Consider the following 12,465-nt stretch of genomic DNA (forward strand, 5'->3'; position numbering starts at 1 on the left):
ATGGTTTCTATACTTAATCACCAAGTGCGATGATGAATAAATTTTGTTCGATTGCTTCTAAACAAAGCTCTTTTAACTCACTTGCAAATTTCCTTATTTCTTTTTCCATTCTGTCATATTCTGCTTGGTAATTACTTAACAAATAATCAGAAATACTGAGTAATTCTTTTATTTCTTTTTCTGAAAATAGCTTATCACTGTATTGATCTAAATCAAGTAATAAACGTAAGCTTGCATTATTCCTTTCCTTACCACGAAGATGAAAGTGAATATTTTCAGAAAACTTCACATTTCTATCTATATCTAACCAGTCTCTTCTTCTTTTGCCTTTAGCTAAGGTAAAATCAATACCTACCATTTTGTACACCATCCCAAAAATTAAAACTATTTGAATTAACATAGAAATTCATATTAATAAGTATATCATTTCCTTATTGAACTAAACTGCCATTATGTTGAATAAGAAAAAGCGATCTTCTATTGAAGTATCGCATGCGATAGTTACATAAGAAAAAGCTTTTTTTAAATTGATTTATACAAAATTTAAAGAAACAACATTAATCCCAAAAATTAAACATTACATCCCCAATTGTTATTGGGTTCCAGTATTCAACCTGTTTTTTAATTGTGTGTATATTTCTTAATTCCTCATGATCTTCAAGAGAAAATTGTTTGATTAGGTCACTTACTTTCATAACTGTATAACCAGTAAACTCTATTGCCAGTTCTTCAAAGTCGATAAAATCCAATGGAAATGAGTTTCCAAATTCACCGAATTCATCAGCAAGACTAAATGCAACAAATGGATGTGCTCTATTTATTACTGCATAAACAGGTTTTGGTAGAAAGAAAAACTTTACTGCATAATAATTTTTATAATCTGTTTCTAAGTCACTTAATATCTCATACTTTATATGTTTTAATGAAGCGACTTCTTTACATTTAGCATAAAATTTTGATTTATCAATTGAGGGTGGAACTGGATCCTCTCCAGGCATGTAATATCCCCCTGTTACTCCATACGGTAAATTCATTTTGGTCATATTGAGCTCCTATATCAGACTGTACTTTAAATAAAATAAATTCTCTATAATTATACCAATTAATTAGACCTGAAATGATACACCTTAGTGAAAATATTCATTATTCCTTATGTAACTAATCTGCCCTTTAGCTCAATAAAAAAATCGACTAAACAGTCGATCGTGTTGTTCAACTAATGCACTGCGTTAGTTCAATAAAATGACTTAACTAATGCTAATACACAGCAAATGCTTAACATAATAGAGCCATACATATAATATTTCCTTTTATTTTTCATTGACTGAATTACATTGATAATAGTAGAAAAAAGAAGTACAAATAATACCCATTTTGGATATAAAATAGAATTATTTGAATTTATAAATATAAGTAATATCGATACAAAAAGAACAAATGAAACAACGAAGAAGACTTTTCCTTCATTTCCTTTTTTAATCTTCAATATCCTCTCTCCTTGAACCCAATTCATGCCTTACATTCTTTCAAAAAAGTTATATGTTAATTATACGCTTACAATCTACTACTATAATTTGGGGTAATAGTGCCTTTTTACATAGAATTTCATATAAACCTTAAATAAAGAAAGCTGTATTTGCGACTCATGAACTATTCAACATAAGCATGCGTTAGTTATATAAGAATCCTTGTATTGAAGCAATGAACGCAAACAAAGAAACTATGAAATAAATATAACCAGATTTTTTTTGTTTTTGTTGAAATTCAGTTATACTTGCCAACAAGAACATTGCTCCTAAGAAAAATTGCATATAAGGGATTAATCCTGATTTATGAGTTATTAAGCCATATATAGACAAAATTCCGACAACCGATGCAAATGTTAATCTTAAAATTCTTAACATTCGAAGTTCCTCCTCACTATTTACTCAGTAATAAATTCCAACTCTCGCATTGCGTTAGTTCAATATATAATTTGTTTTAGTAATCTAGATGATTAATCACCAATAGGGCGATTGAAATAAGTGCTATTAATATCCAAATGACTCTGGTTAGCTTTTTATTTTGTCGGACACCTTTCTTATCTAATATAAAATAACCACACAGTAACAAACCAAATAAAATATTAATTACCCAACGCACTACAATTCCTCCATTTTTATAATTCCTTAATTAATTATACACTTCATACGAATTAGATAATTTGGGGGAATTTAACCTTTTTTACATAGAATTTCACTTCATCCTTATGCAACTAAACTGCCATTTAGCTCAATAAAAAAAAATCGACCTTTCAGCCGATCGTGTTGTTCAACATACGCATGGGTTAGTTGAACAATTGGTCATAAAAGTACCATAGTAAAAAAACTGCTACAACTAATAAAAGTACTCCAAATAAAAGTGTAATAATTTTAAATAAAACTATATGATATCGTTTCGGTAACCATTTTTCTGAAATCAATAATAAACCTGCTATAAAAAATTCAAAAAATGGATCTGTATCCCAGCCTGAAAACTCTCCACGTTCAAATTTTTTAATACCATCAAATAATGTATTTCCAGCTGCAAATAACATACCTATTGAAAATAGTAAAACCAATGAAAATATTAAAAAATTCATATTGGAATCCCCTAAAAAATATTATAAGCTAATTATACTTAACATATCGTTTTTTGTAATTTGGGGGATTTTTGCCATTTTTACATAGAATTTTAGATAATCCTTATTCAACTCAGCTGCCATTTAGTCCAATAAAAAAGCCACCTGAATTGGCAGCTGGTATTCAATCATACATGCGTTAGTTCAATTAAGTTAATTTTGTATAGACAATATACCCCATAAAAATTGCAAGTGCTATTTGCAGTACTCCTAAGTATTTCATTATTCTATAATCATCTAGTAAATTATAAATTCCACTTAAAATTAACATACTCATAGCTAGTATTTGAGAAATCGCTATACTACTATCTGATAAATCATTCCAGCTATATGTGATGTAACTTAACAATGCAATTCCAATTAAAATAATTAAAATCAAAATAGCAAGTTTTTTCATTAGACGCCCTTCCAATCGCCATGTTTATAAGTAAAGATATATGCTTTTCTTGTAACCTGTTTTGAAGAATCTTTTGGTATGACAACAAAAGTATATCTCCGTTCTTCAATACCTGTCATATTCTCTTCACTCCATTCACCTTTTCCACTTGTTGTCTCACATTCTTCAATTTCTCCATCAAGTCCAGTGTCCTTTTTAAATTGTTTCAAAGAACGGTTCCCTAATTCTTTTGTTGTTTGTTCGTTAAAATACATCTGTTTCTCAATAGGTTTATATAATATCTCCACGCCAACAATAACCCCAATGAATCCCACCAACGTCAAAACAAAGGCAATCTTAGCTCCCTTTTTAGAGATTTTATTCAATTTTAAAAGGATGAAAAAATACAAAGCATAAGGCGAGCAAAATAAGAGAATAGGAATGCCAAATGTAAAAATGGCTACAAGCAAATAACCATTAAACAGATCCAATGTCTTTAATATGTCGTATTGAAAAGCTGCAATAACAGTTAGAATAAATGGTAAAGAATAAAATATGATTCCTTTAACTATTTTCATTTAAAACACTCCTGTAATAATCCTTCTTTAAATTAAATCGTAATATTAAGAAATCCCCCTCATTTCACAATATAACCTTAGTTAATTATACAGTTCATATTGACTTCTGTAATTTGGGGGAATATGCCTTTTTTCATTGAATTTTAGAATTTCCTTATGCAACTAAACTGCCATTTAGTGGAACAAGAAAATCAATAAAAACAAAAAAATGCTTATTAAAAAATAAGCATTTTCTTCATTAAGCCCTAAGAACTCCTTGTAATTAAGGCTTCTTTTTATCTTCTGGAACACTGATAGCTGATTCCTTTACAACTCCATTTTCAATCCTCAAAGCAATTGTACCTAACCATCTATCTATATTCGGCTTCGTCTCTGTACCTTCCAACTTACAAGAAAAAAATCTAACATGCACAGATTCCTTAGTATCCTTAGTGATCACAGGACATGCGAGCATATTTCCAAGTTTCTTTAATGCATCGTCTTTCTTCATGCCAACTATTTCTTTCTTGATGAACGATTCGTAGTAGTTTTTTAGTGGGAACATATAAATCACCTAAATAAGTTAAATTAAAATTAATATAACACAAAAAGCACATAAGTATAGTTTGGGATAACTTAATAATAATCAACAGATATTTTATCTAATTTGGAACATATTTAGTGTTACTAGTCAACATCCTCAATCATATAAGCTCTTAATTGGAGGACTTTTTATTACCAAAATACCACACTAGAAAAAGTATCAGTGCTGGAATTAAAAATACCATAGATAAGTAGATATAAGGAAATAAATCTATTTTTGAAGGTTTTTGATTATGTGTTTCTTTTGAATCTTTTTTATTTACTACATCTTTCTTTGGCAAGCCGTCATTATAGCCTTCTAAATACGCTTCCTTCTCTTTACCAGAAAAATGACTAGAATAGTTTCCGTTATTCTCTCGAGCATCGCGAAACCCCATGCTGTTTATATCTTGTAATGTTCTCACTTTCGGTTTAATCTGTTCTTCAGGTTCCTCTGATATATCGGGTTCTTCTTGGGTTTGCATTGTTGCCAAACATTTTGCATCTCCATCAATTTCCCCTTGATCAAACCCATCATTATATCCATTTTCGTATGATTTACTACCTTCATAGTAACCTGTAAAATCTTCCTCACAATTTGAAGCATGTTTAAATGCAAAATTATAACCTGCATCATATCCTTTGTTATAATCATCTTTAGAATTATTATTGCTGTTGCTATTTCCATTATGGTAGTGGTATTCTCCATATTTAAGCCCATATTTTTCGCAATTTGTCCAACAATGATGGCCTCCATTTGCATCTAATCCACCTGGAGATGCATATACAACATTAGGTATAATTAATATAAAAAATAATAGAATAAGCAATCTATACAATTTCAGAACCCCCTAAAAAAATTCCCTCCAAACAGGAGGGAGAGTATTTTTTATTTAATAACGATATAAGCACTTGATACTTTAATGTATTGACCAGCTTTAACAGTAATGTATTTTTCACCTTCAAAATTATCATTAGTTACAATATCCTCTAAACCATGATAACTTGATTTTGATACTTCTACATAAGCCATACCATCTGCCACTACTTTATATTCTCCTGGCTGGATGTGTAAACCTACTTTATAAGTACCTTCACCTAATTTACCATTCTTAGGCTCTAATTTAGGAGCTTTAGCTATTGGGTAAGCTTTGGCATCTTTAAACTCGAAATACTGGCCAGCTTTTACACTTACGATTGCATCTGTAGTAAAGTTATCATTCGATACGATACTTTCTAAAGTACCAGAGCTATCTTTAGAAACTTGGAAATATCCAGTTCCATTTGAAATAAGAACATATTCTCCTGGTTGGATGTCGTTTCCTACTTTATACATTCCAGATTTGATTGAGTTATCAACTTTCTTAACTTTCTTTGGTGCAGCTGCTTTAGGTGTTTCTTTCTTAGGTTGCTCTTTTTTAACTGTTTCTTTCTTTACTTCCTCTTTCGGTTTTGTTGAAGCAGTATCTGTATCGTTAAACGAATTAACAAATCCTATAAATAATATTACTGCGATCAACCAAACCCACCATTTTTTATAAAAAGGTTTTTTTATTTTCTCTTTCATATTCCAGTCCCCATTTCCTAATCTAGTTTTAATACTAGTTAAACTATATTCTTTATAAAGTACAAAATTACCTCTAAAAGTAGTAAAATCTACCAAAACAAGGTGGACTAAGTTTTCGAAATCTAAATTGTACTGGCAATTTTTCACCTATATAGGAATACATTGAAACATACGGAGATGTTTCAAGGCATGTCCAATAAAAGAAAAGAGGACCTACTTAGCAGTAGGTCCTTTTATTCGTCTAAGCTCCATATATCTTCTACTTTTAAATCTAGTGCTTTTGCTATTTTCATCGCAACCTTAAGAGTGGGGGAGTGATCTTCTTTGGCAACTATTAAACTTAAAGTACTATTATTTATTCCTACCAGCTCAGAAAACTCTGTTTGTTTAATTTTCCTTTCTGCAAATATTACTTTTAGTCTATTCTTCATAAATTCACCTCTAATTACATATTTTTCAAATCTTTTTGAATCCCTTCAAATTTTTTTAAATGGTACTTGCAAGTTTTGAACACTTTGGAAATATCCTTTATTAAACAATTGCTAATCATTTGATAATCAATTGCTAAACAGATAATCATTTGATGAGCATTTGCTAATCATTTGGAGGTGTTTCTGATGTTGCTTGGAATTGATGCAGGAAATAATGAGGTGAAAGTGGCAACAGAAAAAGGAGTATTTTCTTTTAACAGTTGTATAGGTGATGCTAGAGAGCGAAGAATCGTAACAGCATACGAGGATGAAATGGTTTTACACTATGACAATGAAACATATTGGGTAGGAGAATTAGCTGAGAAAGAATCAAACTTTCCTCGTAGATCAATGGGAGCAACTAAAGTAAATGCAGATGTAAAATTAAGAATCCTTACAGCGATCCATCGTTACAGTGATGATAAACATAATACAGTAGTTGTAGGTCAGCCAATCGAAATGCACTTGCCAACAGAAAAAGAAAAATTAAAAAGGATGCTGATAGGACAATACAGAGTAGTTTTAAATGGAGTAGAAAAAGAATTTTACATTGATGATGTAGCAGTAGCTGTAGAAGGGGCCTCAAGTTTCTTTGGGTGGTTTGTTGAAAGCTCCAGTTTTAGAATTATTGATTGTGGCTCTGGTACGGTTAATGTAGCTTCTATTATTGATTGGGAACAAAACGATAAGCAGAGTTTCACTTTAACATTTGGCGCAAATTCAACTAGAGCGAACGATTTGACAGCATTAGCTAGAGGAATTGTTTCAGAGTCTACAAAACATTTTCATGAAGACGATTACGTTCTGTTAGTAGGTGGTGCAGCTAATAAAATCTATCCAGTCATAAAGCAGTCATACCCCAATACGAAAATAGGGCAGCCAGTTCATAAAAGAAATAATGAGTATACTTTAGTACATCCCAAGTACGCAAACGCTATAGGTTTCTTCAATTTAGCAAAAGAGATATATAACAATGGCTAGGGTTATGAAGGGTGTCTCTTTTAACACTGATGATGAATTCGATAAGAAGTTATTAAATTACATTGAAAAAAGAGGTATGTTTTCTAAAGTAATCAAAAGATTAATCGAAAAAGAAATGAATGGAGTAATTAACTCAAAAGTAAATGTTGTAACTGCACAAATTGAGCAAAAAGAAATAGACCTTCCTAAACAGGTTGAGTTACCTGTAAAGAAAGGTCCTAGCGCATCTAAATTTATTTAATATCCTAAAAAATCTCCTATCGCTTTTAAAACCGCCATAGCAGAGCCTCCAATAACCATTCCCAATCCTAACTTAGTTAATATAGCCACAGTTATCACTCCTTTAACTTTATTATTTACTGAAGGGAGCTAAAAACACATGGGAATTATTAGTAAGCTTCAAAAAGGAATACATGACGGTATATTTTGGGTAGCAGATAAAACAGGTAATTTCTTAGGCGATCACATTCTGCGCCAGGCTTCGGAAAATGCAACAGGGTATGCAATGGTAAAAGCAGCGCCTTTTGTGTTATTAGGAATGAAATTCAGCTTTATCATTGTTGGGATAGGTTTTATCTTGATTTGCTTCGGAATGCCTAAAACAGCTATTAAGTGCATTGGTGTGGGATCGTTATCTTATATCTTACTTTCATTACTTTAGGAGGGTTAATATGAAAACTGAAGTTATCAAGTTTAGTGATTTTATGGACGGTTCTTGGAAATTACCTAAAGAAACTAAAAGCACTATCCCAATGATCGTTGCTCCTATAGTTGCTTCAACGGTTGCTTTTTCAAGTAAAATAGTGTCTGCTGCATCTGACAACATTGTAATTAAAGATGTCATTCCTGCTACTGCTGGTATTCAAGATAGAGTTGCACATGCTTTTGATCCACTGTTTCAAGCAATTGCAGGATTCGCTTATCCAGCATGTTTCTTTACAATTTCTGCTGGTTGTATCTTAATTATGATTGGTCAAAAACATAAAGGATTAACCATGATTAAATGGTCTGCAATTGGTTTTATCGGATTACAATTTGCACCTGGTATAATGTCAATCCTGGTGGAAGTAGGTAAAGCGATTAAGGGGGCTTAGTATGAAACACTTTCAACTCATCCCAGATAGTAAATTAACAAATGATAAAGTGGAACATCTTACCCAGGCTTTAAACCAATACAAAACACCATACCAGCGCTACAAAGATAAAGAGCAAAATTTCTTCTCATACGAAATCTACATGGAGAAAAACAAATCTACATTCAATCTAACCACTAATGATGGAATGGCAGAACTTGCTGAAAAGTCTCTGCTTTCCTCATTTCCAAATATCACAGTAAAACCTATAGACGATCCACTAAATAAAATTAAACCGATAGCCATGAAAAGTATGGATTATAAAAATCATTATTTCTTATCGATAAAAGTAGATAGGAGGACAGATTGGTTAGTTTACCTATTAGAAACGATTGGCCTAATGAAAAAGAATGAAAAGTGCTTGGTGCAAATCTTGTGCGTTCCACTCCATTTAGATTGGGGTGTGGGTGTCAAAGAAGGATACGAAGGATTTAAAAAAGGTGAGTTGCCTCATAAGTTCCATTTTAATAAGAAGGAAGTGGGTAATTTAGCTGTTAAAGGCATAGCTGGAGTTATTTTAGGTGCTCACAGTACTATGGTTGAACTAATGGGATTTACACCAGATAAATATGATCTGTTCGCATCTGAAAGAGCAAATATGTTAACAGACGGAACACTTCGCACTGAAACACTTCAGAAAGCCAAATATGGAGGATATAACGTAAGGATAAACATTTGTATTGAGTGCGAAGAAAAACGTAAGGATATTTTAATGAGGGCTATAGAAACAGCCTTCAATGTATTTGATGGTGATAATAAATTACTACCAATTAAGAGAAACATTAAATACTTTGAATCAATGAAAAAGAGAAAAATAGGTTTGCTGCAATCAAACTATATGAGTAGTTTAGAGGTTTCTAGATTATTGTATCTTCCAGGTTCAACACTACAGGAGAAGTATAGCCTTGAAAGGATCACTATGTCAGAAACGGTTATTCCTGCAGCAGTAACAAAAGGAGGGATGTTATTAGGTTCAAATACCTATAAAGGAGTAGAAACTAACATTTACATTCCTGTAGATAATTGGGACGAAGTTTGTCTGCCTTATTGTACGATTGGAGGAATGGGGCAAGGAAAAACAGATGGCTATGGAGCTAATAGGTTAGTAGAAGCTGTAAGAAATGGTTTTGGTGGTGTTTTCATCGATCCAGCGAAAAAACAAGTATCAGAGCAAATTAAAAAGGTTTTAAAGCCAGAAGAATATGAAATTATTAATATCAAAGAGTTAAAACCTTCGTTTGATTGGTGTGAAGCTAAATACAGCGAGGACAGTAAAACGATTATTCAAGATACAGTATTATCCTTCTTTGAGGATTCTTTGGAGGATACAGTCCAAACTGAGCGCTATTTAAGAGCTTTTGTTATTGCGATGAAAACAACTAAGATGAGCGAACTGTTTAAGATTATGGAAGATAAAAAGTATTTAAAAGATGCAATTAAAAGAATGCCAGAAGGACTTCATAAAATTACACTAGAACAATATGAAAATGAAAAAGATGGAATGAGGATGAAAATAGTTAGACCAATTTACAATCGTTTGGATATGATCATGGGCGATCCATTTCTAAATGAATGTTTCCAAGGTGAAAATGAACTGGATTTTGTGAAGATATTAAGTCAGAAAAAAGCTTTTGTGATTGATGTAAGTAAAATGGATGGATTAACACCTAAACAAATTAATGTTATTGGTAACTTATTAATGACTAAGATTAATTTAGCTATGCAGATGAGAAAAGAAGAAAATCAATTTCCGTTTTTTGTAGTAATCGATGAACCACATCAATTTAATCGAGGTGCTAAACTGTGGGAAAATATGGCGGTGGAGTCGAGAAAATGGAGAGTTAGTTTTACATGGTTATTCCACTATTGGGAGCAAATACCGACTCAAGCAAGATTAGCCATTAAAAACGCTTTACCTCATTATCATTTATATCCAACATCAAAAGAAACATGGAAAGCATTTAAAGAGGAATTGCAGCCATTTGATTTAGAGCAATGTATGAAATTAAAAAGATACCATGCTATTAATATATTAAGAACAGGAGGACAAACAACAGTTCCATTTGTTGCACAAATGGCTTTACCACCTATAAAAAGACTGAAAGGCCCTCAATGAGAGCCTTTTTTTTATAAGCTATTAAAATAAAATGCTGATTTTTGAACTAAAAAAGAATGTCTATTTTGTCAGCCTTTACACTTTACTCTTTGATCCAACCATTATTTATTGCTTCTTCTTTTAAATACAAGGTAGAAACATATGCTCCATTTATTCCCTTTTTATTTGCAAACTCGTTTGCTTTCTCAATTGGTAAAATCTGAAAATGCTTATAGTCATCTTTTGGAGTGTAATATGTAACTTCTACATGAGTAATTTCAACCAATTCATCATGTGCATTATAATAATTATTTTCAATATTTCCAGTTATATCTAATGGCATAATATACCCCCTGAAATTTTCTGATAATTAAATTATAAGATGGAAGATGCTGGTTGTCTATTTGTATGCTTAATATAGCAAATCAACAAACTACTTAAACAGAACCATTCCATAAAAAGTAAATTACTATTTTCCAAAACTGCTAGTATAATATCATAGTGGAGGGGAAATATGATGTCTAGTAATTATGGAGTTTATGTTCGTATTTCTACAGATAAGGATGAACAAGTTTCATCTGTAGAAAACCAAATTGATATATGTAGAAACTGGCTTGAGAAGAATGGTTTTGAATGGAATGATGATTCAATACATTTTGATGATGCAATAACAGGTACAGCTTTCTTAGAGCGTGAAGCTATGCAAGTTTTATTAGAGAAAGCGAAAAAAAAACTAATTGATCTTGTTGTTTTCAAATCTATCCATCGTTTAGCCAGGGATCTAAAAGATGCTTTAGAAATCAAAGAAGTATTTATAGCTCATGGTGTACGATTAGTAACAATAGAAGAAATGTATGATTCACTATATGAAGGTAAATCGGATATGAAGTTTGAAATGTACGCTATGTTTGCAGCTCAATATCCTAAAACATTATCTGTATCTATTTCATCTGCTTTAGCTGCTAAAGTTCGAAGAGGTGAACACAGGGGAGCGAAAGCGCCTTATGGATATAAAGTTAATGAAGAAAAGAAATTAGTTCTAAATGAAGTGGAAGCTCCGATTGTAGCTAAAATGTATGATTGGTACACTAATGGAATTGGTCTAAAAAACATTTCTAATAAATTAAATGAAGAAGGTATATTAACTCGTAACGGGACTAAATGGCAATACGGAAGTGTAAGAACGATTCTAAAGAATCCTACATACAAAGGAACAGTTGTGATGAATCGTTATCAAAAAGTTAAATTTGGCGGCCGGAAGAAACAAATTGAAAATCCTCAAGAAAAATGGCAAGTATATGAAAATCAACATCATCCAATTGTAACTGAAGAAGTTTGGAATGCTGCAAACGGAAATGAAATAGTTGAGCGTAAAAAGTGGTCATTAGTTAATGAGTTTCGTGGCGGCCTTGCAGTTTGTGGAAAATGTGGATGTAATATGGTTACTATGATTTCCTGGAGGAAGAAAAAAGACGGTACGAAAACTGAATGGAGATACATGAAGTGCAGCGCCTACCGAAGAGGGGGCAAACATCTTTGTGATAATCATACTCCAATTCGATATGAGGAATTTAGAGATTCTATTTTGAATGATCTATTGGATATAGGAAAAAACATTGATTTAAAATTAGGAAATAATTTAGAGGAAAAGAATAAGAAACAATTAGATAATTTAACAAGACAGTTAAATTCAATAGAAGGAAGAATAAAGGATTTAGAGGATCTTTATTTTGATAAAGGAATTTCAAAGGAACGTTTCATAATTAGAAATAAAGAATTTGAATCCAAGAAGATTGAGCTGCAAACTCAAGTTAATAAATTATCTGAAATTAAATTCACTAATCAACAAATAGCAAAAACTAAAGAAGCATTTGAAGAATTGAATAAAAAAGGTGACGATCTTTATCAAGCGTTCCACAGGCTAATTAATAAAATTATCGTTCATCATAATGGCGATATTGAAATTGAGTACTCTTTTACTACATAAGAGTGCTCTTTTTGTTTGCAATAGGTTTACATTGCATTTGAAATATATAACCATTGCA

19 protein-coding genes are annotated in these 12,465 nt (G+C 31.6%); 6 read left to right on the forward strand and 13 right to left on the reverse strand.

Annotated features, from left to right (window positions below; all coding sequences use genetic code 11):
• Positions 1–13 precede the first annotated feature (13 nt).
• From CN514_RS00715 to CN514_RS00765, 12 genes are all read right to left on the reverse strand, one after another.
• Positions 14–358: a hypothetical protein gene (locus CN514_RS00715; protein ID WP_098230936.1), complete on the reverse strand. Its 345-nt coding sequence runs from the start codon at positions 356–358 to the stop codon at positions 14–16.
• Positions 359–557: 199 nt separating this feature from the next.
• On the reverse strand, positions 558–1,043 hold the full coding sequence (locus CN514_RS00720; protein ID WP_141529274.1) for a hypothetical protein: 486 nt from the start codon (positions 1,041–1,043) through the stop codon (positions 558–560).
• A gap of 191 nt (positions 1,044–1,234) precedes the next feature.
• Complete coding sequence (locus tag CN514_RS00725; RefSeq protein WP_098230938.1) at positions 1,235–1,486, reverse strand: hypothetical protein; 252 nt, start codon at positions 1,484–1,486, stop codon at positions 1,235–1,237.
• A gap of 184 nt (positions 1,487–1,670) precedes the next feature.
• Positions 1,671–1,904, reverse strand: a complete 234-nt coding sequence (locus CN514_RS00730) for a YczI family protein (RefSeq protein WP_098230939.1) — start codon at positions 1,902–1,904, stop codon at positions 1,671–1,673.
• A gap of 76 nt (positions 1,905–1,980) precedes the next feature.
• Positions 1,981–2,142 (reverse strand): hypothetical protein, encoded by a 162-nt coding sequence (locus tag CN514_RS25440; RefSeq protein ID WP_176525736.1) that lies wholly within the window; start codon positions 2,140–2,142, stop codon positions 1,981–1,983.
• 184 nt (positions 2,143–2,326) lie between these two features.
• On the reverse strand, positions 2,327–2,620 hold the full coding sequence (locus tag CN514_RS00735) for a hypothetical protein (protein WP_098230940.1): 294 nt from the start codon (positions 2,618–2,620) through the stop codon (positions 2,327–2,329).
• Positions 2,621–2,807: 187 nt separating this feature from the next.
• Positions 2,808–3,056 carry a hypothetical protein gene (locus tag CN514_RS00740; RefSeq protein ID WP_097976247.1) on the reverse strand — a complete coding sequence of 83 codons (249 nt, stop codon included), beginning with the start codon at positions 3,054–3,056 and terminating at the stop codon, positions 2,808–2,810.
• Positions 3,056–3,613, reverse strand: coding sequence for a hypothetical protein (locus CN514_RS00745; RefSeq protein WP_097976245.1), 558 nt, complete (start codon positions 3,611–3,613; stop codon positions 3,056–3,058). Before CN514_RS00745 ends, CN514_RS00740 begins: the two co-directional genes overlap by 1 nt.
• A 262-nt stretch (positions 3,614–3,875) precedes the next feature.
• Complete coding sequence (locus CN514_RS00750) at positions 3,876–4,157, reverse strand: hypothetical protein (RefSeq protein WP_098230941.1); 282 nt, start codon at positions 4,155–4,157, stop codon at positions 3,876–3,878.
• 151 nt (positions 4,158–4,308) lie between these two features.
• Positions 4,309–5,013 (reverse strand): YHYH domain-containing protein, encoded by a 705-nt coding sequence (locus CN514_RS00755; RefSeq protein WP_286141500.1) that lies wholly within the window; start codon positions 5,011–5,013, stop codon positions 4,309–4,311.
• A gap of 50 nt (positions 5,014–5,063) precedes the next feature.
• Positions 5,064–5,741: an Rv1352/Rv1906c domain-containing protein gene (locus tag CN514_RS26300; RefSeq protein ID WP_098230943.1), complete on the reverse strand. Its 678-nt coding sequence runs from the start codon at positions 5,739–5,741 to the stop codon at positions 5,064–5,066.
• Positions 5,742–5,974: 233 nt separating this feature from the next.
• Positions 5,975–6,172, reverse strand: coding sequence for a helix-turn-helix transcriptional regulator (locus CN514_RS00765; protein ID WP_098230944.1), 198 nt, complete (start codon positions 6,170–6,172; stop codon positions 5,975–5,977).
• 186 nt (positions 6,173–6,358) lie between these two features.
• On the opposite strand from CN514_RS00765, the gene CN514_RS00770 reads away from it, so the two are divergent.
• From CN514_RS00770 to CN514_RS00790, 5 genes are all read left to right on the forward strand, one after another.
• The gene (locus CN514_RS00770) at positions 6,359–7,192 is read left to right on the forward strand and encodes a ParM/StbA family protein (protein WP_098230945.1); all 834 of its coding nucleotides are present in this window, start codon (positions 6,359–6,361) and stop codon (positions 7,190–7,192) included.
• Positions 7,185–7,433 carry a hypothetical protein gene (locus CN514_RS00775; protein WP_098230946.1) on the forward strand — a complete coding sequence of 83 codons (249 nt, stop codon included), beginning with the start codon at positions 7,185–7,187 and terminating at the stop codon, positions 7,431–7,433. The genes CN514_RS00770 and CN514_RS00775 overlap by 8 nt, the downstream gene beginning before the upstream one ends.
• Before the next feature lie 138 nt (positions 7,434–7,571).
• Positions 7,572–7,853 carry a hypothetical protein gene (locus CN514_RS00780; protein ID WP_098230947.1) on the forward strand — a complete coding sequence of 94 codons (282 nt, stop codon included), beginning with the start codon at positions 7,572–7,574 and terminating at the stop codon, positions 7,851–7,853.
• 10 nt (positions 7,854–7,863) lie between these two features.
• Entirely contained in the window at positions 7,864–8,286 is a 423-nt protein-coding gene (locus tag CN514_RS00785; RefSeq protein ID WP_098230948.1) for a hypothetical protein, read from the forward strand.
• Between the two features lies 1 nt (position 8,287).
• On the forward strand, positions 8,288–10,441 hold the full coding sequence (locus CN514_RS00790; protein WP_098230949.1) for an ATP-binding protein: 2,154 nt from the start codon (positions 8,288–8,290) through the stop codon (positions 10,439–10,441).
• Positions 10,442–10,523: 82 nt separating this feature from the next.
• On the opposite strand, the gene CN514_RS00795 is transcribed toward CN514_RS00790, so the two are convergent.
• Positions 10,524–10,763: a hypothetical protein gene (locus tag CN514_RS00795; protein WP_098230950.1), complete on the reverse strand. Its 240-nt coding sequence runs from the start codon at positions 10,761–10,763 to the stop codon at positions 10,524–10,526.
• Between the two features lie 174 nt (positions 10,764–10,937).
• On the opposite strand from CN514_RS00795, the gene CN514_RS00800 reads away from it, so the two are divergent.
• Positions 10,938–12,407: a recombinase family protein gene (locus CN514_RS00800; RefSeq protein ID WP_098230988.1), complete on the forward strand. Its 1,470-nt coding sequence runs from the start codon at positions 10,938–10,940 to the stop codon at positions 12,405–12,407.
• Positions 12,408–12,465: the final 58 nt, after the last annotated feature.

It is taken from the genome of Bacillus sp. AFS001701 (assembly GCF_002559405.1).
Classification (GTDB): Bacteria; Bacillota; Bacilli; order Bacillales; family Bacillaceae_G; genus Gottfriedia.